The 26,939-nt window shown below is 69.9% G+C and carries 25 protein-coding genes; 21 read left to right on the top strand and 4 right to left on the bottom strand.

Features of this window, described 5'->3' with window-relative positions; all coding sequences use genetic code 11:
* Positions 1-25: 25 nt before the first annotated feature.
* From dapD to NUG21_RS07280, 4 genes are read right to left on the bottom strand one after another with little or no spacing between them, the layout of a single operon-like run.
* The gene (gene dapD / locus NUG21_RS07295) at positions 26-1,036 is read right to left on the bottom strand and encodes a 2,3,4,5-tetrahydropyridine-2,6-dicarboxylate N-succinyltransferase (RefSeq protein WP_263392692.1); all 1,011 of its coding nucleotides are present in this window, start codon (positions 1,034-1,036) and stop codon (positions 26-28) included.
* Positions 1,036-3,636, bottom strand: coding sequence for a [protein-PII] uridylyltransferase (locus NUG21_RS07290; RefSeq protein WP_263393052.1), 2,601 nt, complete (start codon positions 3,634-3,636; stop codon positions 1,036-1,038). The genes dapD and NUG21_RS07290 overlap by 1 nt, the downstream gene beginning before the upstream one ends.
* Positions 3,637-3,665: 29 nt before the next feature.
* Positions 3,666-4,442 (bottom strand): type I methionyl aminopeptidase, encoded by a 777-nt coding sequence (gene map, locus NUG21_RS07285; RefSeq protein WP_263393051.1) that lies wholly within the window; start codon positions 4,440-4,442, stop codon positions 3,666-3,668.
* Between the two features lie 15 nt (positions 4,443-4,457).
* Positions 4,458-4,670 carry a hypothetical protein gene (locus NUG21_RS07280; protein WP_160945804.1) on the bottom strand — a complete coding sequence of 71 codons (213 nt, stop codon included), beginning with the start codon at positions 4,668-4,670 and terminating at the stop codon, positions 4,458-4,460.
* Here NUG21_RS07280 and NUG21_RS07275 point away from each other — a divergent pair.
* The 21 genes from NUG21_RS07275 (at position 4,669) to NUG21_RS07175 (ending at position 26,880) form a co-directional block, all read left to right on the top strand.
* Complete coding sequence (locus tag NUG21_RS07275; protein WP_019796707.1) at positions 4,669-5,172, top strand: Csu type fimbrial protein; 504 nt, start codon at positions 4,669-4,671, stop codon at positions 5,170-5,172. The genes NUG21_RS07280 and NUG21_RS07275 overlap by 2 nt on opposite strands.
* A 14-nt stretch (positions 5,173-5,186) precedes the next feature.
* Complete coding sequence (locus NUG21_RS07270) at positions 5,187-5,927, top strand: fimbrial biogenesis chaperone (protein WP_263392691.1); 741 nt, start codon at positions 5,187-5,189, stop codon at positions 5,925-5,927.
* On the top strand, positions 5,878-8,247 hold the full coding sequence (locus NUG21_RS07265) for a fimbria/pilus outer membrane usher protein (RefSeq protein ID WP_263392690.1): 2,370 nt from the start codon (positions 5,878-5,880) through the stop codon (positions 8,245-8,247). Before NUG21_RS07270 ends, NUG21_RS07265 begins: the two co-directional genes overlap by 50 nt.
* On the top strand, positions 8,244-9,266 hold the full coding sequence (locus tag NUG21_RS07260) for a Csu type fimbrial protein (protein ID WP_263392689.1): 1,023 nt from the start codon (positions 8,244-8,246) through the stop codon (positions 9,264-9,266). Before NUG21_RS07265 ends, NUG21_RS07260 begins: the two co-directional genes overlap by 4 nt.
* Positions 9,267-9,347: 81 nt before the next feature.
* On the top strand, positions 9,348-9,665 hold the full coding sequence (locus NUG21_RS07255) for a hypothetical protein (RefSeq protein WP_263392688.1): 318 nt from the start codon (positions 9,348-9,350) through the stop codon (positions 9,663-9,665).
* Between the two features lie 17 nt (positions 9,666-9,682).
* Entirely contained in the window at positions 9,683-10,396 is a 714-nt protein-coding gene (locus NUG21_RS07250; RefSeq protein WP_263392687.1) for a fimbrial biogenesis chaperone, read from the top strand.
* A gap of 276 nt (positions 10,397-10,672) precedes the next feature.
* Positions 10,673-11,470: a 30S ribosomal protein S2 gene (rpsB, locus tag NUG21_RS07245; protein ID WP_017908839.1), complete on the top strand. Its 798-nt coding sequence runs from the start codon at positions 10,673-10,675 to the stop codon at positions 11,468-11,470.
* 151 nt (positions 11,471-11,621) lie between these two features.
* Positions 11,622-12,500 (top strand): translation elongation factor Ts, encoded by an 879-nt coding sequence (gene tsf, locus NUG21_RS07240; RefSeq protein WP_017908840.1) that lies wholly within the window; start codon positions 11,622-11,624, stop codon positions 12,498-12,500.
* A gap of 119 nt (positions 12,501-12,619) precedes the next feature.
* Positions 12,620-14,113 carry a GGDEF domain-containing protein gene (locus NUG21_RS07235; RefSeq protein WP_263392686.1) on the top strand — a complete coding sequence of 498 codons (1,494 nt, stop codon included), beginning with the start codon at positions 12,620-12,622 and terminating at the stop codon, positions 14,111-14,113.
* An 81-nt stretch (positions 14,114-14,194) separates the two neighbouring features.
* On the top strand, positions 14,195-14,917 hold the full coding sequence (pyrH, locus tag NUG21_RS07230; RefSeq protein WP_160945796.1) for a UMP kinase: 723 nt from the start codon (positions 14,195-14,197) through the stop codon (positions 14,915-14,917).
* Between the two features lie 203 nt (positions 14,918-15,120).
* The gene (gene frr / locus NUG21_RS07225; RefSeq protein ID WP_019796890.1) at positions 15,121-15,678 is read left to right on the top strand and encodes a ribosome recycling factor; all 558 of its coding nucleotides are present in this window, start codon (positions 15,121-15,123) and stop codon (positions 15,676-15,678) included.
* A gap of 38 nt (positions 15,679-15,716) precedes the next feature.
* On the top strand, positions 15,717-16,457 hold the full coding sequence (gene uppS / locus NUG21_RS07220; RefSeq protein WP_160945794.1) for a polyprenyl diphosphate synthase: 741 nt from the start codon (positions 15,717-15,719) through the stop codon (positions 16,455-16,457).
* Positions 16,454-17,278: a phosphatidate cytidylyltransferase gene (locus NUG21_RS07215; RefSeq protein ID WP_017911571.1), complete on the top strand. Its 825-nt coding sequence runs from the start codon at positions 16,454-16,456 to the stop codon at positions 17,276-17,278. Before uppS ends, NUG21_RS07215 begins: the two co-directional genes overlap by 4 nt.
* Before the next feature lie 5 nt (positions 17,279-17,283).
* A complete protein-coding gene (locus NUG21_RS07210) occupies positions 17,284-18,489 on the top strand; it encodes a 1-deoxy-D-xylulose-5-phosphate reductoisomerase (RefSeq protein ID WP_263392685.1) in 1,206 nt (401 codons plus the stop codon).
* Between the two features lie 26 nt (positions 18,490-18,515).
* Positions 18,516-19,874 (top strand): RIP metalloprotease RseP, encoded by a 1,359-nt coding sequence (gene rseP / locus NUG21_RS07205; RefSeq protein ID WP_263392684.1) that lies wholly within the window; start codon positions 18,516-18,518, stop codon positions 19,872-19,874.
* A gap of 80 nt (positions 19,875-19,954) precedes the next feature.
* Entirely contained in the window at positions 19,955-22,375 is a 2,421-nt protein-coding gene (gene bamA, locus NUG21_RS07200; protein WP_242080839.1) for an outer membrane protein assembly factor BamA, read from the top strand.
* Positions 22,376-22,613: 238 nt separating this feature from the next.
* On the top strand, positions 22,614-23,636 hold the full coding sequence (gene lpxD / locus NUG21_RS07195; protein WP_263392683.1) for a UDP-3-O-(3-hydroxymyristoyl)glucosamine N-acyltransferase: 1,023 nt from the start codon (positions 22,614-22,616) through the stop codon (positions 23,634-23,636).
* Positions 23,633-24,088, top strand: coding sequence for a 3-hydroxyacyl-ACP dehydratase FabZ (gene fabZ / locus NUG21_RS07190; protein WP_019797386.1), 456 nt, complete (start codon positions 23,633-23,635; stop codon positions 24,086-24,088). The genes lpxD and fabZ overlap by 4 nt, the downstream gene beginning before the upstream one ends.
* A gap of 19 nt (positions 24,089-24,107) precedes the next feature.
* A complete protein-coding gene (gene lpxA, locus NUG21_RS07185) occupies positions 24,108-24,899 on the top strand; it encodes an acyl-ACP--UDP-N-acetylglucosamine O-acyltransferase (protein WP_017908793.1) in 792 nt (263 codons plus the stop codon).
* Positions 24,896-26,200 (top strand): lipid-A-disaccharide synthase, encoded by a 1,305-nt coding sequence (lpxB, locus tag NUG21_RS07180; RefSeq protein WP_263392682.1) that lies wholly within the window; start codon positions 24,896-24,898, stop codon positions 26,198-26,200. The genes lpxA and lpxB overlap by 4 nt, the downstream gene beginning before the upstream one ends.
* 17 nt (positions 26,201-26,217) lie before the next feature.
* A complete protein-coding gene (locus tag NUG21_RS07175; RefSeq protein WP_263393050.1) occupies positions 26,218-26,880 on the top strand; it encodes a ribonuclease HII in 663 nt (220 codons plus the stop codon).
* Positions 26,881-26,939 lie beyond the last annotated feature (59 nt).

The raw sequence follows: 26,939 nt of genomic DNA, 5'->3' as shown, positions 1-26,939 counted from the left end.
CGGGGTTGACCCGGCCTCACCATCCTCAGTCAGCCAACCCACGCAGCAAATCGTTGACGCTGGTCTTGCTCCGAGTCTTGGCGTCGACCTGCTTGACGATCACCGCGCAGTACAGCGAGTGCGAGCCGTCCTTGGACGGCAGCTGCCCGGACACCACCACGCTGTACGGCGGCACGTAGCCGTAGGAGATCTCGCCGGTGGCGCGGTTGTAGATGCGCGTGCTCTGGCCCAGGAACACGCCCATGCCGATCACGCTGTGGTGGCCGACCACCACGCCCTCCACCACCTCCGAGCGCGCACCGATGAAGCAATGGTCCTCGATGATGGTCGGGCTGGCCTGCAGCGGCTCGAGCACGCCGCCGATGCCGGCGCCGCCGGACAGATGGCAATGCTTGCCGATCTGCGCGCAGGAACCGACCGTGGCCCAGGTGTCGACCATGGTGCCCTCGCCCACGTGCGCACCGATGTTGGTGAAGCTCGGCATCAGCACCACGTCCTTGCCGAAATAGCTGCCGCGGCGCGCCACCGCGCCCGGCACCACGCGCACCCCGGCCTTGCGGAACTCGGCTTCGTGGTAGCCGGCGAAGCGCGCTTCCACCTTGTCCCAGAACGGCGCCGGCTGCGCTTCCACCACCGCCATCTCGTTGACCCGGAAGTACAGCAGCACCGCCTTCTTCAGCCACTCGTTGACCTTCCAGCCGCCGTGCCCGTCCGGCTCGGCGACGCGGAACTCCCCGCTTTCCAGGCCATCGATGACGCGGTTGACCACCGGCCGGGTCGAGCCCTCGATCTCGTCCAGGGTCAGCGTGGCGCGGCGCTCGAAGGCGCTGTCGATGGTGAACTTCAGCTCGTCGGCGCGGGGAAGGGCGGCCGGCTTGGCGCGCAGCGGCTTCGGCACGGGCTTGGCGGGCTTGGCTGCCGCGGTCGGCGCCACAGGCTTCGCGGCAGCCGGCTTGGCCGGCGTCTTGGGTGCCGGCTTCTTCGTGGCCGCCGTCTTGGCAGCGGACGTCTTGGCGGCAGGCTTCTTGGTGGCCATCAGCGGGGGTCTCCAGGCGGGGTATCGGGGTCCAGGCAGGCCTGCAGCGCGGCCTGCAGCGCCTGGCGGGAGGCGTCGGGCAACGGCAGGTTGTGCTCGTCGGTGATGTGGAACAGGTCCTCGGCGCGCTCGCCGAAGGTGGCGATGCGCGCGTCGTGCACACGCAGGTGATGCCGGCGCAGCACCTGGGCCACGTCCGACAGCAGCCCGGGCCGGTCCGGCGCGACCAGGCTGAGCCGGGTCGGGCGGCCGTCGAGGCTCTCGCGGAATTCGATGCGCGGGGCGAAGCGGAAATGCCGCAACTGCCGCGGCACCACCCGCCGCGCCGGACGCAGGCGCGCCAGGTCGCCGGCCAGCGCCTCGCGCAACGCGGCCTGCAGTTGCACCAGGTCGCCGCTGGCGAAGGCATCGGCGGGCATCACCTCGAAGGTATCGAAGATCGCCTCGTGCGGGGCGTCGAGCACGCGCGCGCGGTGGATGCCGTAGCCGAGCCGGTCCAGGGTCATCACGATCGCGGCGAACAGGCCGTCGCGATCCGGCGAGTACACGAACACTTCCAGCGCCGCGTCGTCGGGGGTGACCGGACGCACCTTGACCAGGGTACCGCCCAGTTCCACCTCCATCAGCGAGGTGGCCTGCCAGGCCAGTTGCTCGGGACGGAAGCGCAGGAAACTCTCGTCGGGCATGCCGGCGAACTGGCGATCGATGGTGACGTCGTCGTGGCCCTGCAGGTGCATCAGCGCGCGCGTGGCTTCGCGCGCCTCCTGCAGGCGCTCGGCGATCGGCAATGGATGCTCCAGGCCCTCGCGCAGGGCGCGGCGCGTAGCGAAGTACAGATCGGCCAGCAGCCGGTCCTTCCACGCGTTCCACAGCTTGGGGCTGGTGCCGGCGATGTCGGCGCAGGTCAGCAGATACAGATAGTCCAGCCGCTCGCGATCGCCGACCAGGCTGGCGAAGCGATGGATCACCTCCGGATCGGCGATGTCCTGCTTCTGCGCGGTCACCGACATGCGCAGGTGCTGCTCGACCAGCCAGGTGACCAGGTCGGTATCGGCGGCGCTGAGCGCATGCGCGACGCAGAACGCGCGCGCATCCACCGCGCCCAGTTCCGAATGGTCGCCGCCGCGGCCCTTGGCGATGTCGTGGAACAGGCCGGCCAGCAGCAGCAGTTCCGGCTTGCGCAGCCGTGGCCAGACTTCATGCGCGATCGAGAAGCGTTCGTCGGCGCGCGCGTTGGCGAACACCGCCATGTTCTTCAGCACCATCAGCGTGTGCTGGTCGACCGTGTACACATGGAACAGGTCGAACTGCATGCGCCCGGAGACCTGCGCGAACGCCGGGATCCACTGCCCGAGCACGCCCAGCCGCGCCATCCGGGTCAGCGTCTGCACCGCGCGCGGGCCGCGCAACAGCGCCAGGAAGCGCTCGCGCGCGGTCGGGCTGGCGTCGGCGTAGGCCGGCAGATGCGGCAGCGCCTCGGCCAGCGCGCGCGCGGTCAGCGAATGCAGGCCGCGGATCTCGCCGTGCGCGGCCCATGTGGCGAACAGCGCGAACACCTGCACCGGATCGGCCTGCGGCCAGCGTTCGTCGTCGGCGGCCAGGTAGCCGCGGCGCAGCGAGAAACCGCCGTCCAGCGGCTGCGGTTGCGCCTCGCCGTCGAACTGCTCCTCGAAGCGCTGCAGCAAGCGGTCGCTGAGCCGGCGCACGATCGCCGCGCTGCGGTAGAAGCGCTGCATCATCTTCTCCACGCCCAGGCTCTCGGGGTCGTCGGAGAAGCCCAGGCGCTGCGCCAGGGTCTTCTGGTAATCGAAGCGCAGGCGCTCTTCCGTGCGATTGGCGACCAGGTGCAGCCCGTAGCGCAAGCGCGCCAGCTCGCGGCGCTCGCGGCGCAGCGCGGCGGCTTCGTCGCCGCCGACGTGGCCCAGCCCGATCAACGGCTCCAGGTCGCGCACGCCGAACGCACGCAGCGCCATCCAGCCCAGCGTGTGCAGGTCGCGCAGGCCGCCGGGGCCGTCCTTGATGTCCGGCTCCAGGTTGTCGGCGGTATCGCCGAAGCGCTGGTGGCGGGCCTGCAGTTCCTCGCGCTTGGCCATGAAGAATTCGCGCGGCGGCCACACCCGCGGCGGCGCGATGGCGGCTGCCAGCGCTGCCTTGGCCGCGGCGTCGGCCTGCAGCGGGCGCGCCTCGATCAGCGCGGTCAGCACGGTCTGGTCGGCGCAGGCCGCCGTGCACTGCGCGGCCGAGCGCACTGCATGGCTCACCGGCACGCCCGCGTCCCACAGCAGCGGGAACAGCCGCGCCAGCGCCGGTTCGTACGCCGGGTCGAGCTCGCCGAACACCAGCAGGTCGATGTCCGAGCGCGGGAACAGTTCGCCGCGGCCGTAGCCGCCGACCGCGAACAGCGCCAGCCCGGCCTCGCGCGGCACGCAGCGGCTCCAGGCATGGCGGATCAACTGGTCCAGCGCGCGTGCGCGCAGCGCCAGCAGACGATCGATGTCGTCGCCCTGGTCGAAGCGCTTGCTCAGCCGCGCATCGGTCTGCGCCAGCAGTTGCCGGACCGCGGCCGCCCAGCCGGCGTCATCGACGCCGGCGTCGGGCATGCCGGCATCGGCACCGGCCGGCAGCAGGCTCACGGTTCGCCGAGGCCGCCCGGCGACAGGGTCAGCACCTCCACCCCATCCTCGGTGACGGCGACCATGTGCTCCCATTGCGCCGAGAGCTTGCGGTCCTTGGTGACCACGGTCCAGCCGTCCGGCAGCACGCGGGTGTAGCGCGTGCCCTCGTTGATCATCGGCTCGATGGTGAAGGTCATGCCCGGCTTCAGCACCAGGCCATCGCCCGGCCGGCCGTAGTGCAGCACCTGCGGTTCGTCGTGGTAGACCTTGCCGATGCCGTGGCCGCAGTACTCGCGCACCACGCTGAAGCGCTCGCTCTCGGCGTACTGCTGGATGGCATGGCCGATGTCGCCGAGCGTGGCGCCCGGCTTCACTGCGCGGATGCCGCGCCACATCGCCTCGTAGGTGGCTTCGATCAGGCGCCGCGCCATCACCGAGGGGGTACCCGCGCAGTACATGCGACTGGTGTCGCCGTGCCAGCCGTCCTTGATCACGGTGACGTCGATGTTGACGATGTCGCCGTCCTTCAGGATTTTGCTCTCGCTGGGGATGCCGTGGCAGATCACGTTGTTCACCGACGTGCACACGGTCTTCGGAAAGCCGCGGTAGCCGACGTTGGCCGGCACCGCCCCCTGCACCTTGACGATATGGTCGTGGCAGATGCGGTCCAGCTCGGCGGTGGTGACGCCGGGCTTCACGTACGGGCCGATCAGGTCCAGTACCTCGGCGGCCAGGCGGCCGGCCACGCGCATCTTCTCGATGTCCTGCGGAGTTTTCAGATTGACGGTCATGGTCGTCATTATCGCTCATCCCGGCGCTGGCTGAACGCGCCGCGCGCGTTGGCGGTTTTCCGGCGCCTCGGCCTCCCCGGCGCCGCTTTCATCGCGCTGAACGCGGGTTCCTGTGTTTTCCGTCCCATGTGAAATCTGGATAAAGATCCATAGAAGTGTGAACTGGCCCGCATTTTGCACCGGCAGCGGCACCGGCGGTTGTCCGCCTTCACCGAAGAACCCTGCCATGTACCTCTTCCATCGCGTGCTTGCCTTCCTCGTGCTGTTCGCCGCCGGCACCGGCCTGGCCTGGGCCCAGTCCGACTCGCGCACCTTCAACGTCAAGATCCAGATCACCAGCGTCTGTGACATCCAGACCGCCCCGACCGACGTGGATTTCGGCAGCGTCAATTCGAACCAGACCGCGATCAACAGCACCGGCACCTTGAACGTGCGCTGCACCTCGGGCACGCCGTACAACATCGCGCTCAACGCCGGCTCCGGCTCAGGCGCCACGGTCACCACCCGCACCATGGGCAGCGCCGCCGCCGGCAACACCACGCGCGTGCCCTATGCGCTGTATCGCAACGCCGCGCGCACGCAGAACTGGGGCTCGACCATCGGCACCGATACCCAGGCCGGCACCGGCAATGGTGCGGTGCAGCCGATCACCGTCTACGGCCAGGTCGCCAACACCAACTACCCTGCCGGGTCATACAGCGACGTCGTCACCGCCACCGTCAGTTGGTAACCGGAGCCGCCTGCATGCAAGTGCGACTGCCTTCCTTCCTGCGCCTGCCGGCGCTTGCCGCGCTGTGGCTGGCGGCGGCCGGTGCGGCCGTGGCGGCGAGTCTGCAGGTGGCACCGACGTCGGTGTCGCTGCGCGCCGAGGAGACCGCGCAAGGCGTCTGGCTGAGCAACAGTGGCGACGTGCCGCTGCGCGCGCAGGTCCGCGTGTTCCATTGGCAGCAGCGCGACGGCGAGGACGTACTCGACCCCAGCGACCGCATCGCGATCAGCCCGCCGATGCTGGAACTGGCACCGCATTCGCGGCAGCTGGTCCGGGTGATCCGCCTGGATCCCGCGCCCGGCGCCGGCGAGGACGCCTACCGCATCCTGGTCGACGAGTTGCCCAGCCAGGACGCCAGCGGCACCGCCAGCGCCGGGCTGCAGTTCGTGCTGCGCTATTCGGTGCCGGTGTTCCTCAAGCCGGCCGTGACCACCGCGCCGGCACTGCGCGCGCGGGTGGTGCGCGAGGGCGCGGGCGCGGCGCTGGAAGTGCGCAATCAGGGCAACGGCCACGCGCAGCTGGTGGACTTGCAGTTTGTCGCCGGCGATGGGCAACGCAGCGCCATCGCCGCTGGCCTGGCCGGCTACGTGCTGCCGGGCCAGCGTAAGCGCTGGCCGCTGCCGGCGGCACTGGCGCAGACACAGGGAACGTTCGAGGCCAGGATCAATGGCGAGCCGCGCGCGCAATCGCTGGTCGTGGACGCCGCGGCGCCTTGAGCTGTTGCTGGCCCTGTGGGCCGGCACCACCGCGCTCGCCGTCGCCCAGCCCCAGACCCTCCCCCCGGCCCAGGCCGCGGCGCCGGCGCAGGAGACCCTGTACCTGGAGGTCACCCTGAACCAGACCCGCCAGCCCGGCCTGTTCCAGTTCCAGCGCGAGGGCGAGCAACTGCGCGCCAGTGCCGCGACCCTGCGCCAGCTCGGCCTGCGTGTGGACGGCAGCGACGCCTCCGCGGCGATCGCCCTGGGCGACCTGGACGGCGTGCGCTTCCGCTACGACGCCAGCCTGCAGCAGGTGGCCATCGATGCGCCGGTGGCGCTGCTCGACGTCGCCACCACCCGGATCGACGCCCGCGGCGGCGTGCCGTCGCTGCCGGCGACCAGTTCGCCTGGCGCCCTGCTCGACTACGACCTCTATGCCAGCCACCAGGGCAGCGCCAGCAATCTCACCGCCAGCGGCGAACTGCGCGTGTTCGGCCTGGGCGACGGCCTGCTGCGCCAGTCCTTCGTCGGCCGGCTGTACCGCGAGCCGCAGCAGGACTGGCGCGCCCAGGCGATCCGCCTGGACACGCAGTGGCAGTGGTCGCTGCCCGAGCGCATGACCAGCGTGGTGCTGGGCGACACCTTCAGCAGCAGCACCAGTTGGAGCCGCACCCTGCGCCTGGGCGGGGTGCGGGTCGGCAGCGACTTCGGCCTGCAGCCGTATCGCGCGATCACCCCATTGCCGGAATTCCTCGGCGAAGTGGCGGTGCCGTCCAGTGTGGACCTGTACGTCAACGGCATCCGCCAGTACGGCGCGCAGTTGCCGGCCGGGCCGTTCCAGCTGTCCGCCGCGCCGGGCGTGGACGGCGCCGGCAATGCCCAGGTGGTGATCACCGACGCCTACGGCCGCACCCGCTCGCTGGCCTTTCCGTTCTATGCGACCCAGGATCTGCTGGCCAGCGGCCTGACCGACTGGTCGCTGGCGCTGGGCAAGGTGCGCGAGGAGTACGGCGTCGCCGATTTCGCCTATGCCGGCGACACGGTCGGCAGCGCCAGCTGGCGGCGCGGCGTCGGGCCGCGCTTCACCGCCGAGGCGCATGCCGAAGCCGGGGCCGGCGTGCGCAACGCCGGCGTCGGCGGGCTGTGGCTGCTGCCGCGCGCCGGCGTGTTCGGCGCCTCGCTGGCGCACGGCAGCGGGGCCGGCCAGCAAGGCCTGCAATATGCGCTCAGCTACCGCTGGAACAACGGCCGCTTCAACCTGGCACTGGATACCCAGCGCGCCCAATCCGGCTACCGCGACGTAGCCGCGCGCTATGGCGCGGCACCGCCGCGGGTCAGCGAGCGCGCCCTGTTCGGCAGCAGTTGGAACGGCCTGGGCAGCATCGCCCTGAGCTATGTACGGCTGGCCTATCCGGACAGCGACGACCAGCGCTACGCCAGCCTGTTCTGGACCCGCGCCCTGCCGCGGCAATCGTCGTTGAACCTCAGCATCAACCAGAACCTGGACCAGGCCAGCGACCGCAGCGTGTACCTGGGCTGGTCGGTGGCGCTGGACGGCCGCCGCCAGGCCGGCGTCGCCATGCAGCGCATCGGCGCGCGCACCAGTGCGACGGCCGACCTCAGCCAGGCGGCGGCCGCCGACGGCGGCAGCGGCTGGCGGCTGCAGGCGCACGGCGGGCAGGACGGCGGCGGCGGCCTGGCCGAAGCCAGCTGGCGCGGCGCCAGCGCCCGCTACGCCGGCGGCATCGCCAGCACCGGCGGCCAGACCTACGGCTACGCCGAGGCCTCGGGCGGCGTGGCCTGGATCGGTGGCGGCTGGTTCCCTGGCCGCGATCTCGACCAGGCCTTCGCCTTGGTCTCCACCGGCGGCGTCGCCGACGTGCCGGTGTTGCTGGAGAACCGGCCGATCGGCCGCACCGATGCGCGCGGCTTCCTGCTGGTCACGCCGCTGCTGGCCTGGCAGCACAACCGGCTGTCGATCGATCCGATGCGCCTGTCGGCGGAGCTGCGGCCGGAGCAGGTCGACCAGATCGTGGTGCCGCGCGACCGCACCGGGGTGGTAGTGGCGTTCCCGATCCGCCGCAGCGATGGCGTGCTGGTGCAACTGCACGACGCCGACGGCGTGCCGCTCCCGGTCGGCAGCCGGGTGCATGGACCCGGGGTCGACACGGTGGTCGGCTACGATGGCCAAGCTTATGTAGAAGGACTCGGCGCCGGACGCAACGACCTGGAGGTGGACATGCACGGCAGCCGTTGCCGGTTCCGGATCGAGCGCACGACACCGGCGCCGCCCACTCGGCTGGGCCCGCTGCGCTGCCTGCCGGAGACCACGCCGTGAGCGCGCGCGTCTGGCGCCTGCTGCTGCCTGCCCTGCTGCTGGCGGCCACGGCGTTGCTGCCATCGCGCGCCGCGGCCACCACCACCTGTACCGCGCAGGCCACGGCACTGAGCTTCGGTACGCTCTCCGACAGCGCCGCCACCGATGCCACCGCACAGATCGTGGTCACCTGCCAGACCGGCGCGATCAGCGTGCTGGGCACCATCTACGTGCGCATGTGCCTGAACATCGACGAAGGCGCGCAAGGCGGCGGTCTCGGCATCACCCCGCGGCGCATGCTCAACCCGCTCAACGACAGCCTCGGCTTCCAGCTCTATCGCGACAGCGCGCGCAGCCTGATCTGGGGCAGCACGCTGAGCGGCTCCACGCCGCTGCAGGTGGACCTGACCTACTCGTCGCTGGCGACCGGCGGCAGCGGCACCGCCACCTACACCCTCTACGCGCGGGTGCCGTTGCAGAGCGGCATCGCCACCGGGCAGTACCAGAACAGCTTCAGCGGGGTGTACACCAACCTGCAGTACCGCTACGACGAACCGCTGGTCGGCAACCCCGCGGTGATCCCCACCTCCTGCACCACCGGCGGCAAGGGTGGCGGCACCTCGGTGCAGTTCCCGTTCGTGGCCAGCGCCACCGCCGCGCCGACCTGCACCATCGCCAGCATCGCCGACCTGGATTTCGGCAACCAGTCGGGCCTGATCGACAACCCGCTGAACTACACCACCGCGCTCAGCATGAACTGCCGCTACCGCACCGCCTGGCAGGTCAGCCTGGACAACGGCCAGAACGCCAGCGGCACGGTGCGGCGCATGCGCAGCGCCAGCGGCCAGTACCTGACCTACGAGCTGTACCGCGACGCCGCGCGCACCCAGCGCTGGGGCAGCACCCTGAACACCGACACCCAGACCGGCACCGGGACCGGCAGCGCGCAATCGCTGACCCTGTATGGCCAGGTGCCGGCCCAGCAGACCCCGGCCCCGGGGAGCTACAGCGACGTGGTCAAGGTCACCGTCACCTACTGAGTCCTGAACGGGGCCGCGACGCGGGTCAAGTTGCCGGGATGGGAGCCGTTATCGATTGTGTCTACTTCGGAGCCCCGATCGATGCGCCTGCCGTTTCTACGACCGCTGCTGTTGGCGAGCCTGTGCGTGGCCGGCGTCGACGCGGCGGCGCAGCCCACGGTCGGCAGCGGCAGCGCCACGTTGCGGATCGGCATCCGCATCGAGCGCAGTTGCGAGATCGGCACCGTCGGCGCGCAGCCCGGGACGCTGCCGACGATCGCCTGCAACCGCCCGCTGGCCTACCAGGTCAGCATCGACGGCGCGCCCGTGCCCAGTGCCGGGACCGCGCTCGCGTTGGGCCTGTCCACGACCGGCGCCGCGCCGCGCGACACGGCGCGCTACGCCACGGTCGCGTTCTAGTGGGCGGTGCCCGCCGATTGCGCACGCGCCTGCTGCCGGCGCTGCTGCTGGCGCTGGCCGGCAGCGCCGATGCGGCCGGCGTGCGCATCAGTCCGACCCTGGTGCAACTGGCGCCGGAGGAGACCAGCACCGAGATATGGCTGAACAACACCCAGGACCGCCCCTGGCAGGCACAGGTCCAGGTGTACCGCTGGCAGCAGAGCGACGGGATGGACGCGCTGGACAGCACCGACGAGGTGCGGACCAGCCCGCAATCGATCGACATCCCGGCGCAGGGGCGGCAACTGCTGCGACTGGTGCGTACCGGCCCCGGCGCCGCCACCGAGCGCGCCTACCGCCTGGTGCTGGAGGAACGCGCCGCGCCGCCCGACGCCGCAGCGCCTGCACCCGCCACGCCAGGCGCGCCCCTGCTGCTGCGCTATTCCACGCCGGTGTTCCTGCGCCCAGCGGACCCGGCAGCCGCGCCGCGCCTCAGCGCCCACCTGATCGCCGGCGCGCGCGGGCCGGAACTGGTGGTGCACAACCGCGGCAGCGCCCATGCCCGGCTCAGCGACCTGAGCTTCATCGGCGCCGACGGCCGCACCCAGACCCTGTTCCCCAGCCTCGCCGGCTACATCCTGGCCGGCGCCTACAAGCGCTGGCCGCTGCCGGCCGCCGCAGCCGCCCCCGGCGGCCGCTTCGCGGCGCGGCTGGACGACCAAGCGCCGCTGCAGCCGCTGCCGGCCGAGTGAGCCGCCCGGCGCATTGCGCCACCGCCCCCCGCCAGGTATAGTGCGCGGCTTCGTCGTGCCTGTCATCGGCCGATGGACCGTCCACGCCGGACGCACCGGCGAATTCACACCTGCCGCCATCGCCCGTGCCGGGGTGCTCCGCAAGGAGTTCGGCCACGGAGGCGGCAGGGAGGCCCAACCCCGGAATCGTCGTGCGGCCCCGCAAAGCCGCCGCCATGCGCGCGCTTCACCCATTCCTGCCCGCGCACGGCCGGTTCCCCATCAGGAGTCACTGCAATGCCTCAGGTCACCATGCGTCAGATGCTGGAAGCCGGCGTCCACTTCGGCCACCAGACCCGCTACTGGAACCCCAAGATGGCGCCGTACATCTTCGGCGCGCGCGGCAAGATCCACATCATCAACCTCGAGAAGACGGTTCCGCTGTTCAACGACGCGATGAACTTCATCTCCAGCGTCGCGCAGAAGCGCGGCACCATCCTGTTCCTGGGCACCAAGCGCAGCGCCCGCGACGCGGTGAAGGAAGAAGCCGAGCGTTGCGGCCAGCCGTTCATGACCCAGCGCTGGCTGGGCGGCACGCTGACCAACTTCCGCACCGTCAAGCAGTCGGTGGCGCGCCTGAAGGAGCTGGAAGCGGCCGAAACCGACGGTACCTTCGACAAGCTGGTCAAGCACGAAGTGCTGACCCTGCGTCGCGAGCGCGACAAGCTGGAAGCCTCGCTGGGCGGCATCAAGGAAATGAACCGCCTGCCCGACGCCCTGTTCGTCATCGACATCGGCCATGAAGACATCGCCATCAAGGAAGCCAAGAAGCTCGGCATCCCGGTGATCGCGGTGGTCGACACCAACTACAACCCGGACCTGGTGGACTACGCCATCCCGGGCAACGACGACGCCATCCGCGCCGTGCAGCTGTACGCCCGTGCCGCCGCCGACGCCGTGCTGGAAGGCAAGGCCGCTGCGCCGAACGCCGCCAGCGTGCGTGAGGAAGAGTTCGCCGAGGGCGGCGACGACAAGGGCCGCGGCCCGCGCAAAAACGGCAAGAAGGCCGAAGAGACCGCTCCCGCCGCCGAGTAACCGGCGCGCCATGCGGCTGCGCGATCATGCGCAGCCGCTGCCCGGCGCGTTCGGCGCGCCCGGCTTCGCGAGCGCCGCCTGCGGCGCCCGCTTCCCAGATCTACCGGCCGGCCGCAAGCCGGCCTTTTCCCACCTTTCGTGAGGACATCCCGTGGAAATCACTGCTTCCCTGGTCAAGGAACTGCGCGAGCGCACCGGCGCCGGCATGATGGAGTGCAAGAAGGCGCTCACCGAGAACGCCGGCAACATCGACAACGCCGCCGAGTGGCTGCGCAAGTCGGGCCTGGCCAAGGCCGACAAGAAGGCCGACCGCGTCGCCGCCGAAGGCCGCATCGCGATGGCCCAGGACGGCGGCAAGGCGGTCCTGGTCGAAATCAACTCCGAGACCGACTTCGTCGCCAAGGACAACAACTTCCTGGCCTTCACCGATGCCGTGGTCCAGGCCGCCCTGGCCTCCGGCGCCGCCGACGTCGAAGCGCTGAAGAGCGCCAAGCTGCCCAGCGGCGAGACCGTCGAGGAAGCCCGTGCCGCGGTCATCGCCAAGGTCGGCGAGAACGTGCAGGTGCGCCGCCTGGTGCGCATCGACAGCGCCAACAACGTCGCCGCCTACGTGCACGGCGGCCGCATCGGCGTGCTGGTCGAGGTCAAGGGCGGCGACGCTGACCTGGCCCGCGGCATCGCCATGCACATCGCGGCGATGAACCCGCCGCACGTCAAGGCGTCCGACGTCCCGGCCGAGTTCGTGGCCAAGGAAAAGGAAATCGAGCTGGCCAAGATGTCCGAGAAGGACAAGGCCAAGCCGGCCGACATCCTGGAGAAGATCATCAGCGGCAAGATCGCCAAGATCGTCAACGAGGTCACCCTGTACGGCCAGCCCTACGTGCTGAACACCGACCAGACCGTGGAGCAGGCGGTGAAGGCCGCCGGCGCCGACGTGGTCGGCTTCCAGCGCCTGGCGGTGGGCGAAGGCATCGAGAAGGTGGTGGAAGACTACGCCGCCGAAGTGATGAAGCAGGCCGGCCTGGCCTGATCCCGCACCCGGGAAGAAAAGAGCCGCGCACTGTCGCGGCTTTTTTTTTGCGGGTGTACGCTGCGCGGGCTGGGACAGGCCGCTGCCCCATCTCTTATTCCATGCCGTATCGGAAGTGCATGCATCCTGAACTCGAAGCGATCCTGAGCCACTCCCGCGACCTGCCCTCGCCTCCCGGCATTGCCTTGCGCATCATCGAGCTGGCGCAGGACGCGGACGTGGATCTGGCTGCCACCGCCGACGCCATCGCCATGGACATGGCGCTGAGCGCGCGGATGCTGCGCATCGCCAATTCCCCGCTGTACGCCAGCCGCCGGCGCATCGACAACCTCGGCCAGGCGCTGACCATGCTCGGCCTGAACGCCGCGCTGAGCCTGGCGCTGGGCTTTTCGATGGTGCAGAGCCTGCGTGGCGACGCCAGTGCGCCGCAGGAACGGCTGTGGCGGCGCAGCGTGCTGGCCGCCCTGGCCAGTCGCCTGCTCGGCCAGGCCGCCGGGCTGCGCAAGCACGAGGAGCTGATGCTGGCCGGCCTGCTGCAGGACATGGGCGCGCTGGCCCTGCTGCACGTCTGCCACGACCGGTACGCGGCACTGCTGCAGGAGGCCGCAGGCGATCCGCAGCGGCTGAGCGCCCTGGAGCGCGAACACCTGGGCGCCGACCGCGCCGAGGTCGGCGCCTGGCTGGCGAAGAAATGGAAGCTGCCCGGCTACCTGCAGCGCAGCATCGGCAACGGCAGCGACGCCGAGACGAGCGAACCCTTCGACATCTGCGTGCGCCTGTCCGGGTCGATTGCCGACATCTGGCTCAGCGAGGACACCGAAGCCGCACGCAGCCACGCCATGCAGCGCGCCTATCGCGACCTGCAGCTGGACAGCCGCCGCTTCGACGAAGTGATCGGCCATATCGCCGAGGCGCTGCCAGCAGTCAGCCCGATCTTCGATGTGCGCATCGCGCAGCCGGAGCGGGTCGACGCGATCATCAGCCACGCCCGCGAGCTGATGGTGCTGCGCAACCTGCGCGACGTGCAGGAAGCCAACCGCGTACGCCAGCGCGCCGACGAGTACGAGCAGCATGCGCGGCGCCTGGCCGAGCAGGCCAGCCGCGACGCCCTCACCGGCGTGTTCAACCGGCACCAGCTGGACACCCTGCTCCAGCAGCAGTTCGAACTGGCCAACCGTCACGACTGGCCGCTGTCGGTGGCCTTCATCGACCTGGACGACTTCAAGAAGATCAACGACGCCCACGGCCACCTGGTCGGCGACCAGGTGCTGCGCGCGTTCGCCCAGGCCCTGCAGCCGCTGGTGCGCAGCAGCGACATCGTGGCGCGCTTCGGCGGCGAGGAGTTCCTGGTGCTGCTGCCCAATACCGGCGAGGAAGCCGCGCTCGGGGTAATGCGACGCATCCTGTCCGAGATCGCGCAGCGGCCGATGGCCGAGACCAGGCAGGGACCGCTGCACATCAGCTTCTCCGCGGGCGTGGCCACGCAGGGCGGCCGCGAGCGCTTCAACAGCGCGCAGGAACTGCTGCAGGCGGCCGACGACATGCTGTACAGCGCCAAGCACGGCGGCCGCAACCGCGTCACCGCGCGTTCGTGCGGCGAGGCGCAACGCTGAAGCCTGCCCGGCGCCGCAGACGCGCTGGCGCGCATCGGCTAAAATCGCGTGGTTTGCCCGTCATCCCCCAACGAGGTCGCCATGTCCCAGCTCGCCTATCGCCGCATCCTGTTGAAACTTTCCGGCGAAGCGCTGATGGGGGATGGGGACTACGGCATCGACCCCAAGATCATCAACCGCCTGGCCCATGAGGTGATCGAAGCCCAGCAGGCGGGCGCGGAAGTGGCGCTGGTGATCGGCGGCGGCAACATCTTCCGCGGCGCCGGCCTGGCCGCCGGCGGCATGGACCGGGTCACCGGCGACCACATGGGCATGCTCGCCACCGTCATCAACGCGCTGGCGATGCAGGACGCGCTGGAGAAGCTCGGCGCCAAGGTGCGGGTGATGAGCGCGATCAAGATCAACGACGTGTGCGAGGACTTCATCCGCCGCCGCGCGATCCGCCATCTGGAAAAGGGCCGCATCGCGATCTTCGCCGCCGGCACCGGCAATCCCTTCTTCACCACCGACTCCGGCGCGGCGCTGCGCGCGATCGAGATCGGCGCCGACCTGCTGCTGAAGGCGACCAAGGTCGACGGCGTCTACGACAAGGACCCGAAGAAGCACCCCGACGCGGTGCGCTTCGACAGCCTGACCTACGACGAGGTCATCGCCCGCAACCTCGAGGTGATGGACACCGCCGCCTTCGCCCTGGCTCGCGACAGCGACCTGCCGCTGCGCATCTTCAACATGGGCCAGCCCGGCGAACTGCTGAAGATCCTGCGCGGCGCCGAGATCGGTACGCTGGTGAAGGGCCGGGGCTAATGCCCCGACCCGGGATTGGGGAGTCGGGATGAGGGATTCGCAAGAGCGTTCCGCGCTGCAGCATCGCATCTGCAGGAGCGCCACCGCATCTCACAGCGCCTGAAGCGCGGCTTTTGCGAATCCCAAATCCCCAATCCCCAATCCCGGCCCCACGCCTTTCCCGGCTATAATCGTCCGATTCAGATTCAGCACGGACACCGGCGATGCTCAACGAAATCAAGCAAGACGCACAGACCCGCATGGCCAAGAGCATCGACGCGCTGCGTCATGCGCTCATCAAGGTGCGGACCGGGCGCGCGTCGACCGCCCTGGTCGAGCACCTGAAGGTCAACTACTACGGCTCCGACATGCCGCTGAGCCAGGTCGCCAGCGTGGCCGTCGCCGATGCCCGCTCCCTGACCATCACCCCGTGGGAAAAGCAGATGGTCGGCGCGGTCGAGAAGGCGATCCTGGCCTCGGACCTGGGCCTGACCCCGAACACCGCCGGCACCACCATCCGCCTCAACCTGCCTGCGCTCACCGAGGAGCGCCGCCGCGAGCTGTCCAAGGTCGTGCACGGCGAAGGCGAGGACACCAAGGTCGCGATCCGCAACATCCGCCGCGACGCCAACCAGCAGGTCAAGGACCTGCTGAAGGACAAGAAGGTCACCGAGGACGAGGCCCGCGCCAGCGAGGACGACATCCAGAAGCTGACCGACAAGGCGATCAAGGACGTGGACGAAGTGGTCAAGGGCAAGGAACAGGAACTGATGGCGGTCTGAGCCTGCGCCTGCCGGCCATGCCTTCCGACCCCGTCCCCATGTCCCTGCCCCGCCACCTGGCCATCATCATGGATGGCAACGGCCGCTGGGCGCAGCGCCGCCGTCGGCCGCGCGTGATCGGCCACCGTGCCGGCGCCCGCGCGGTCAACCGCACCATCGACTTCTGCCTGGAGCGCGGCATCGCCGCGCTGACCCTGTTCGCGTTCTCCAGCGAGAACTGGGGACGTCCGCAGGAGGAAGTGGACGCGCTGATGAAGCTGTTCCTGCACGCACTCGACCGCGAGGTCGAGGAACTGCAGCGGCGCGGGGTGCGCGTGCGCTTCATCGGCGACCGCTCGCGCTTTGCGCCGTCGCTGTGCGAGCGCATGGCCCAGGCCGAGGCGCGCACCCGCGACAACCAGGCCCTGCACCTGTCGATCGCCGCCAGCTACGGCGGCCGCCAGGACATCGCCCTGGCCGCGCGCGCGCTGGCCGAGGACGTCGCTGCCGGGCGCCTGCGCCCGGAGCAGATCGACGAGGAGGCGCTGTCGGCGCGCATGGCGCTGGCCGACCTGCCGCCGCCGGACCTGTTCATCCGCACCGGCGGCGACCTGCGCATCAGCAACTTCCTGCTGTGGCAACTGGCCTACACCGAACTGTGGTTCACCGAGACCCTCTGGCCCGAGTTCGGCCCCGAGGTGCTGCAACAAGCCCTGGACGACTACGCTCGCCGCGAGCGGCGTTTCGGCCTCACCAGCGCGCAGGTCGCCGAAGCGGCGACGGAGAACGTTTCCGCATGACCCGTACCCGCGTCATCGCCGCGCTGATCATGGCCCCGCTGGCCATCTGCGCCATCCTGCTGCTGCCGACCCAGTGGCTGGTCGCGCTGGCCGCGTTGATCTTCCTGATCGGCCTGTGGGAATGGCTGAAGCTGGCCGAGGTCGACGACACCCTGCCGCGCACCATCCTGCTGATGCTCAACCTGCTGTTGATGGTGCTGCTGGTGTGGGCCTCGGCCGGCTCGCTGGTGCTGTTCCAGCTGACCACCTTGATCGGCGTAGGCTGGTGGTGCGTGGCCTTGCTGTGGCTGGGCTTCTACCGCTTCGGCTCCGACCACGCCACCTACGCGCGGGTGTTCAAGCTGGCCGCCGGCACCCTGGCGATCGTGCCCGCCTGGGCCGCGCTGGGCCTGATCCACGCCAGCGAGCCCAACGGCCATCGCTGGCTGCTGACCGCCCTGGCCACGGTGTGGGCCGCCGATTCCGGCGCCTATTTCGCCGGCCGCCAGTTCGGCAAGCACAAGCTGGCGCCGCGGATCAGCCCCAACAAGACCGTGGAAGGCCTGGTCGGCGGGCTGCTGGCCGGCCTGATCGTGGCCGCCGGCTTCGGCTGGCTGGCCGGGGTGACCCTGCCGCACCTGCCCGGGCTGCTGATCGTGGCTGCGGTCAGCGTGCTGGCCTCGGTGGTCGGCGACCTGTTCGAGAGCCTGCTCAAGCGCCACGTCGGCGCCAAGGACTCGGGCAACGTGATCCCCGGCCACGGCGGCGTGCTGGACCGGATCGACGGCGTGCTGGCGGCGCTGCCGATCTTCGCGCTGGGCAAGGACATCTTCGGGTTCTGAGGCCAGTGAACACGCGATACAGCAAGGACCCGGCGGTCCGCACCATCGCCGTGCTCGGCGCCACCGGCTCGATCGGCGCCTCGGCGCTGGACGTGATCGCGCGCCATCCGCAGCGCCTGCGCGCCGGCGTGTTGGCGGCCGGGCGCAACGTCGACGCGCTGCTGGCGCTGTGCGCCACGCACCGCCCCGCGCATGCGGTGATCGCCGATCCGGCCCTCTACCCGGCCTTGCGTGACGGCCTGCGCGCGGCCGGGCTGTCGACCCAGGCGCATGCCGGCGACGCCGCCCTGGATCAATTGGTGGCCAGCGACGCCTGCGACAGCGTGGTCGCCGCCATCGTGGGCGCCGCCGGCCTGGCCTCGACCCTGGCCGCCGCGCGTGCCGGCAAGCGCCTGTTGCTGGCCAACAAGGAGGCGCTGGTGCTGGCCGGGGAGCTGGTCACCGCCGCGGCCGCGGCCGCCGGCGCCGAGATCATCCCGATCGACAGCGAACACAACGCCATCTTCCAGTGCCTGCGCTCGCGCCAGACCGGCGCCGAGGTGCGGCGGGTGCTGCTGACCGCCTCCGGCGGCCCGTTTCGCGGCTGGGACCGCGCGCGCCTGCAGGCGGTGACCCCGGCACAGGCCGTGGCGCACCCGAAGTGGTCGATGGGGCCGAAGATCTCCGTCGATTCGGCGACGTTGATGAACAAGGGCCTGGAAGTCATCGAGGCCCACCACCTGTTCGCACTGGCACCCGAGCGCATCGAGGTGCTGGTGCACCCGCAGAGCCTGGTGCACTCGCTGGTCGAGTTCATCGACGGTTCGACCCTGGCGCAGATGGGCCTGCCGGACATGCGCACCACCCTGGCGGTGGGCCTGGGCTGGCCGGAGCGCATCGCTTCCGGGGTCGCCGGGCTGGACCTGCTGGCGCAGGGCCGGCTGGACTTCGAGGCGCCGGACCTGGACGCTTTCCCCTGCCTGGCCCTGGCCTGGCGCGCGATGCGGGCCGGCGGCAGCGCCCCGGCGATCCTGAATGCGGCCAACGAAGTGGCCGTTTCAGCCTTTCTTCAGGGCCGGATCGGTTTCCTATCGATTCCTGCGCTGGTCGAGAACGCCCTGACCGAGCTGCCTGCGGTCGCGGCCGATTCCCTGGACGCATTGCTGGCGGCGGATGCGCACTCGCGCAAGATCACCGAACTCGCCATTGCCCGCCACTTCGCCCATGCTTGATTCCCACGCCGCCATGAGCCACGCGCATGGGTAATGTCGTCGGCTCCATCTGGTGGATGCTGGTCAGCCTGGGCATCCTGGTGACCTTTCACGAGTTCGGCCATTTCTGGGTCGCGCGCCGCTGCGGGGTCAAGGTGCTGCGCTTCTCGGTGGGCTTCGGCAAGCCGCTGTGGTCGCGCTACGACCGCCACGGCACCGAGTTCGCGATCGCCGCGATCCCGCTCGGCGGCTACGTGAAGATGCTCGACGAACGCGAGGGCGAGGTCGCCCCGGCCGAGCGCGCGCAGGCCTTCAACAACAAGAGCGTGTGGCAGCGCATCGCCATCGTCGCCGCCGGCCCCATCGCCAACCTGATCCTGTGCGTGGCGTTCCTCTGGGCGATGTTCGTGATCGGCAAGCAGGACTACGCGCCGATCGTCGGCCGCGCCGAAGGCCTGGCGCAGCAGGCCGGGTTCCAGCTCGGCGAGCGCATCGTCCGCGTCGGCGACCGCGACGTCGCCACCTGGAGCGAGGCCGCCATGCAGCTGACCGTCGCCGCCATGGATCGCGAAGACGTGCCGGTACTGACCGAGGACGCGCAGGACGGTGCCAGCCGCACCCACACCCTGCGCCTGTCGCAGCTGCCGGTCGGCTTCGACGAACAGCAAGTGCCGGCCCTGGCCGGCCTGACCTGGCGCTTCACCCTGCAGCCGGCGGTGATCGCCAACGTCACCCCCGGCTCGGCCGCCGACGGCGTGCTGCGCCCCGGCGACCGCGTGCTGGCGGTGGACGGCAGTCCGATCACCAGCGCCGACCAAGTGGCGCCGCGGGTGCAGGCCCTGGGCCGCGACGGCGGCAACGGCCTGATCGAGGTCGAGCGCAACGGCGAGCGGCTGGCCCTGGAGGTCCATCTCAAGCAGGCCGCCGGCGCCGGCGCGCCGACCTGGAAGCTGGGGGTCGGCATCGGCGAGCAGCGCCGCCCCGCCTACGATGCCACCCTGCGCTACGGCCCGCTGGCGGCGATCCCGGTCGCCTTCCGCGAGACCGGCCGGATGGCCGGCGACACTCTCGGCATCCTGCGCCGCATGCTGACCGGCGAGGCCTCGCTGAAGAACGTCTCCGGCCCGATCACCATCGCCAAGGTCGCCAATGTCTCGGCCAAGCAAGGCCCGGACTGGTTCCTGAATTTCCTGGCCCTGCTGTCGCTGAGCCTGGCGATCATGAACCTGCTGCCGATCCCGATCTTGGACGGCGGGCACTTGCTGTATTACCTTATCGAGTTGGTCAAGGGCAGCCCGCTGAGCGAGCGCGCCATGGCGGCGGGACAATTCGTGGGCCTGACGTTGCTGGCAGGGCTGATGGGGTTGGCGTTCTACAACGACCTCTTCGGCCAGGCCCTGCGATGACCCGCGCCGATTCACTCGACCCGCTGTCGTCTTGCGCCGGCGCCCATGCAACAACGATATCGACCTCTACCGGACGTGACATGACGAGATTTCCCACTCGCCGCCTGCTTGCCCTCGCCCTCGCCGCCAGCCTCAGCCTGCCGGCCCTGGCCCAGGTAGCGGAGCCCTTCACCGCCAGCGACATCCGCGTCGACGGGCTGCAACGCATTTCGTCCGGCACCGTGTTCACCTACCTGCCGGTAGAGCGCGGCGACACCGTGGACGAGGCCAAGGTCGCCGAGGCGATCCGTGCGCTGTACCGCACCGGCTTCTTCGAGGACGTGCGCGTCGACCGCCAGGGCAACATCCTGGTGGTCACGGTCAAGGAGCGCCCGGCGATCAACAAGCTGACCGTCACCGGCAACAAGGACATCAAGAGCGAGGAACTGCTCAAGGGCCTGTCCGACATCGGCCTCAGCGAAGGCGGCACCTTCGACCGGCTGAGCCTGGACCGGGTGACCCAGGAACTGACCCGCCAGTACAACAACCGCGGCAAGTACAACGTCGAGATCACCCCGACGGTGAGCCCGCTGGACCGCAACCGCGTCGACGTGGCCATCGCGATCAAGGAAGGCAAGGCGGCCAAGATCCGCCACGTCAACCTGATCGGCACCGAGAAGTTCCTCAACAAGGACATCCTGGAGAACTGGGAGTCGCGCGAGCACAACTGGCTGTCCTGGTACCGCCGCGACGACCAGTATTCCAAGGAAAAGCTGTCCGGCGACCTGGAGAAGCTCAACTCCTGGTACCTGGATCGCGGCTACGTCGACTTCAGCGTCGACTCCACCCAGGTGGCGATCAGCCCCGACAAGCGCGACATGTACCTGACCGCCGGCATCACCGAAGGCGAGCAGTACAAGATCTCCGACATCAAGGTCACCGGCGACACCATCCTGCCGCAGGAAGAGATCGAGAAGCTGGTGATCCCCAAGCCGGGCGACACCTTCTCGCGCGCGCTGCTGGAATACAGCTCCGACGCCATCACTAACACCCTGAGCAACATCGGCTACGCCTTCGCCAAGGTCACCCCGATCCCGACCACCGACCGCGAGAAGCGCACGGTGGCGGTGAACCTGCAGGTGACGCCGGGCCCGCGCGTGTCGGTGCGGCGCATCGTGTTCCGCGGCAACACCCGCACCTCCGACGAAGTGCTGCGCCGCGAAATGCGCCAGTTCGAAGACACCTGGTACTCGCAGGCGGCGATCGACCGCTCCAAGATCCGCCTGCAGCGCCTGGGCTACTTCGAGTCGGTGGACGTGGAAACGCCGCCGGTGCCGGGCAGCAACGACAAGGTCGACGTGGTCTACAACGTCAAGGAGACCACCTCGGGCAGCTTCACCTTCGGCCTGGGCTACTCGCAGACCTACGGCGTCACCACCTCGGTGCAGCTGTCGCAGAACAACTTCCTCGGCGGCGGCAACCGCGTCGCGGTGGACGCCTCGCGCAGCAGCTACCAGGAGCGCTACGCGTTCTCCTACACCAACCCGTTCTTCACCGACGACGGCGTGTCGCTGGGCTACAACCTGTCGTGGCGCAAGCTGGACTACTCCGACTTCGGCACCGCGCAGTACAACAGCACCAACGGCGCGGCGCAGGTGATCTTCGGCGTGCCGATCACCGAGACCGACAGCGTCTCGCTGATGTTCGGCGTGGACAGCAACCAGATCACCACCTATCCCGGCTTCACCCCGCAGGCGATCATCAACTACATCGACGCGATGGGGACCAAGACCTTCCACGCCTGGCGCACCGAATTGGGCTGGGCGCGCGACACCCGCAACGATTACTTCATGCCGACCCGCGGCATGTACCAGCGGGTGGGCCTGGAAGCCACCCTGCCCGGCTCGACCGTGGAGTACTGGAAGCTCAACTACCAGATCTCCAAGTACTGGCCGATCTCGCCGGCATTGGTACTGAATACGCGTGCCGAATTCGGCTACGGCGACAGCTATGGCAGCGACGTGTCGCGCGATATCTGCGGCACCTACACCAACGATGCGCAAGGCACCACGACCTACAACCCGCAGGCCTGCGACGGTTCCAACCTGATCCGCCGCGTCACCGCCTCGGGCCTGCCGTTCTACGAGAACTTCTACGCTGGCGGCACCAACTCGGTCCGCGGCTTCGAGGACAACACCCTCGGCCCGCGCTCCGAAGCCACCGCCTCGTACCGCCGCGGCCAGCCGCTGGGCGGCTCGTTCAAGACCGTGGGCTCGGCGGAAATGTACTTCCCGAAGCTGTTCGACAGCCCGTCGGCGCGCATTTCGGCGTTCGTGGACGTCGGCAACGTGTTCAACGGCGTGGACAACTTCAAGTCCAACGAATTGCGCGCGTCCACCGGTATCGCCCTGCTGTGGCGCGCGCCGGTCGGCCCGATCTCGATCAGCTATGCGGTTCCGTTGAAGAAGGAAGACAACGACGAAATCGAGCGCCTCCAGTTCACCTTCGGTGGGCAGTTCTAAAAGAACTGCCCACCCGCTGCCAGGGCTGCGCCCTGGCAGCCAGGTTTTCGCGGCGCGAAAACCTGCTGGGGCTTGGCCTGCCTAATCCCCGCGCCTTCGGCGCGCCCCCTTTAACAAAAGGGGGCTTTACTCCAGCCCGTTGATCGCTATCTGCTCGCAGCTAAGCTTGGGCAGGGTCCGTCGCGCCCTACGCGGCCGTACGTATGACCGTACTGGTGGCACACGGTAGAATCTCCCAGTGAATACTTCGACCTATACCGCTGACGAGATCGCCGAGCGTTTCGGCCTGCAGGTGCATGGCGACGGCAGCGTCGCGGTGCGCGGCGTGGCCACGCTGGCGCAGGCCGGCCCGGGGCAGCTCAGCTTCCTGGCCAATCCCCGCTACCGTGCGCAACTGGCCGACAGCACCGCGGCCGTCGTGGTGCTGCGCGCCGACGACGCCGAGGCGGCGCCGGGCACCGCGCTGATCGCGCGCGATCCGTACGTGGCCTTCGCCAAGATCGCCGCGCTGTTCGACGTGGCCCCGCTGCGGCCGCCCGGCATCCATCCCAGCGCCAGCATCGATCCCAGCGCGCAGGTCGCGGCCAGCGCGCACATCGGCGCCTTCGTCAGCATCGGCGCGCGCAGCGTGGTCGGCGAAGGGTGCGTGATCGGCCCCGGCTGCGTGATCGGCGAGGACTGCCAGGTCGGCGCCGGCAGCGAACTGATCGCCCGCGTCACCCTGGTCACCCGGGTGCGCCTGGGCCAGCGCGTGCGCGTGCATCCCGGCGCGGTGCTCGGCGCCGACGGCTTCGGCCTGGCGATGGATGCCGGCCGCTGGATCAAGGTGCCGCAACTGGGCGGCGTCAGCATCGGCGACGATTGCGAGATCGGCGCCAACACCTGCGTGGACCGCGGTGCGCTGGAAGACACCACCCTCGAAGAAGACGTGCGCCTGGACAACCTGGTGCAGGTCGCGCACAACGTGCACATCGGCGCGCACAGCGCCATCGCCGGCTGCACCGGCATCGCCGGCAGCGCCAAGATCGGCCGCTACGTGATGCTCGGCGGCGCGGTCGGCGTGGTCGGCCACCTGGAGATCTGCGACAAGGTCGTGGTCACCGGCAAGTCGGTCGTGCGCAACTCCATCCACGAGCCGGGCGAGTACTCGTCCGGCACCCCATTGACCGACAACCGCACGTGGCGCAAGAACGCCGCGCGCTTCAAACAGCTCGATGCCCTGGCCCGTCGCATCCTGTCTGTCAGCAAGGAGAAGGAATGAGCCACGATCAGCCCCTGCCGGACATCGCCCAGATCCGCGCACTGCTCCCGCACCGCTACCCGTTCCTGCTGGTGGACAAGGTGGTCTCGCTGGATTTCGAGAACCGCCGGATCGTCGCGCACAAGAACGTGAGCATCAACGAGCCGTATTTCCAGGGCCATTTCCCCGGCCAGCCGATCATGCCCGGCGTGCTGATCATCGAGGCGCTGGCGCAGGCCGGCGGCATCCTGACCCAGCTGGCGATGGGCCGCGACGCGCAGTCCAAGCTGTTCTACATGGTCAAGGTCGACAACGCCCGCTTCAACAGCCAGGTGGTGCCCGGCGACGTGCTGGAGCTGCATGTGGAGATCAAGCGGGTGATCCGCAACATGGCGGTGTACTACGGCGAGGCCAAGGTCGACGGCAAGGTCGTGGCCTGCGCCGAAGTGCTGTGCGCCGGCACCCGCGAATGACCCTGGCAGGAGACCTGCAATGAGCGCCAACGCTCCCCTGATTCACCCCTCCGCGATCATCGACCCCGGCGCGAAGCTCGCCGCCGACGTGCGCGTCGGCGCCTTCACCGTGATCGGCGCCGAGGTGGAGATCGGCGAAGGCTGCGAGATCGGCTCGCATTGCAGCATCGTCGGCCCGACCCGGCTGGGCCGCGACAACCGCCTGGTCGGCCACGTCGCGCTCGGCGGCGACCCGCAGGACAAGAAGTTCGCCGGCGAACGCACCGAACTGGTGATCGGCGACCGCAACGTGATCCGCGAGTTCGTCACCGTCAGCCGCGGCACCGGCAGCGGCGGCGGCATCACCCGGGTCGGCAGCGACAACTGGTTCCTCGCCTACACCCACGTCGCCCACGACTGCATCGTCGGCAACCACTGCGTGTTCTCCAACAACACCACCCTGGCCGGGCATGTGGAAGTGGGCGACCACGTCATCATCAGCGGCTTCGCCGGCGCGCATCAGTTCTGCCGCATCGGCGATCACGCCTTCCTCGGCATGGGCGCGCTGATCAACGGCGACGTCCCGCCGTTCACCATGGTCGGCGGCAATTCGCTGGGACGCCCGCGCGGCATCAACAGCGAAGGACTCAAACGCCGCGGCTTCGATCCCGAACGCGTGGCCGCGATCAAGCGCGCCTACCGTGCGCTTTACGTGGCCGGCCTGCCGCTGGCCGAGGCCAAGCACCAGTTGGCGGTGCTGGCCGAAGGCAGCGAGGACGTGCGTGCGATGCTGGAATTCATCGAATCCAGCGAGCGGCCGTTGTTGCGATGAACGCCGGGATTCGGGATTCGGGATTGGGGATTGGCAACGGCGGCATCGCGGCCGCCGACCGCCCCGCTTTTGCGAATCCCCAATCCCCAATCCCCAATCCCGGCACAGCATCGCTGCGCATCGCCCTCGTCGCCGGCGAGGCCTCCGGCGATCTGCTGGGCGCGGGGCTGATCGAGGCGCTGCGCGCGCGCTACCCCGACGCCGAGTTCGCCGGGGTCGGTGGCGAGGCGATGCGCCAGGCCGGTTGCGAGACATGGTTCGACGCCAGCGAGCTGGCGGTGATGGGCCTGCTGGAAGTGCTGCGGCACCTGCCGCGCCTGCTCACGCTGCGCCGCGCGCTGCGCGAGCGGTTGCTGGCGTGGCGGCCGGACGTGTTCGTCGGCATCGACGCCCCCGACTTCAATCTCGGCGTGGAGCGCTGGCTGAAGCAGCGCGGGCTGCGCACCGTGCATTACGTCAGCCCGTCGGTGTGGGCCTGGCGCGAGCAGCGCGCGGCCAAGATCGGCGCCAGCGCCGACCGGGTGCTGTGCCTGTTCCCGATGGAGCCGGCGATCTACGCCAAACACGGCGTGGATGCGCGCTTCGTCGGCCATCCCATGGCCGACGCGATCGCGCTGCACGCCGACCGCGACGCGGCGCGGGCCCCCCTCGGCCTTCCCGCCGACGTGCCGGTGCTGGCGGTCCTGCCGGGCAGCCGCCTGGGCGAGATCGGCAAGCTCGGCGACACCTTCTTCGCCGCCGCCGCGCAGGTGCTGCAGCAGTTGCCGAACGCGCGCGTGCTGGTGCCGGCCGCCAATGCCGCGTGCAAGGCGCTGATCGCCGAGCAACTCGCGCGCTCGGCCTTGCCTCCGGCCGCCACCCAGGTGCTGGACGGCAACGCGCGCGCCGCGCTGCTCGCCGCCGACGCGGTGCTGCTGGCCTCCGGTACCGCGACCCTGGAAGCCATGCTGGTGAAGCGGCCGATGGTGGTCGGCTACAAGGTCGCCCCGCTCACCTACCGCATCGTCAAGGCGCTGGGCTTGCTGAAGGTAGACCGCTACGCGCTGCCCAACATCCTGGCCGGCCACGACCTGGCGCCGGAACTGATGCAGGACGCCTGCACCCCCGACGCGCTGGCCGCCGCCCTGCTGCACTGGCTGCGCGACCCGCAGGCGGTGGCAGCGCTGCAGCCCGAGTACGAACGCCTGCACCTGCTGCTGCGCCAGGACGCCTCGGCACGCGCGGCGGATGCGGTGGCTGAATTGATGGAAGGTCGGGACCCGGGACCCGGGGCCCGGGACTCGGAACGGCACATCCCGTGAACGGACAGCAGCCCGAATTGCAGCTCTTCCCCGGGTCCCGGTTCCCGGGTCCCGGGCCCCGGCTCTACGCCGGCGTCGACGAGGCCGGCCGCGGTCCGCTGGCCGGGCCGGTGGCGGTGGCGGCGGTGGTGTTCGATCCGGCGCGCACCCGCATCAACGGGCTGGACGATTCCAAGCAACTGACTGCGGCGCGGCGCGAGACGCTGTATGCGCGCATCGTCGAGCGGGCGCTGGCCTGGCAGGTGGTGCTGATCGAGGCCGAGGAGATCGACCGCCTGAACATCTACCAGGCGACCATGCTGGGCATGCGCCGCGCGGTCGAGGGCGTGGCCCACGTCGCCGGCTTCGCCCGCATCGACGGCAACCGCGTGCCCAAGGGCCTGCCCTGCGCCGCCGAGGCGCTGGTCGGCGGCGATGCCCGCGACCGCGCGATCATGGCCGCCTCCATCGTGGCCAAGGTCACCCGCGACCGGATCATGCAGCGCCTGCACGACGAGCACCCGCACTACGGCTTCGACCTGCACAAGGGCTACGCCACCCCGGCGCATCTGGCGGCACTGGCCGCGCACGGCCCCTGCATCCACCACCGGCGCAGCTTCGCGCCGGTCAGGATGGCCCTGGCGGGCCAGGATGCGGCAGTGGAGATTGGGGACTCGCTGGAGTCGCTGCAGCTCGCGTAGGACGTTCACCGCGGATCGGCGGGCCATCACGCGCACTCACCGCCCACTGAGACCGCAAC

The organism is Xanthomonas sp. CFBP 8445, assembly GCF_025666235.1.
Lineage (GTDB): Bacteria > Pseudomonadota > Gammaproteobacteria > Xanthomonadales > Xanthomonadaceae > Xanthomonas_A > Xanthomonas_A indica.
This window is presented reverse-complemented; position numbering and strand designations above follow the sequence as displayed.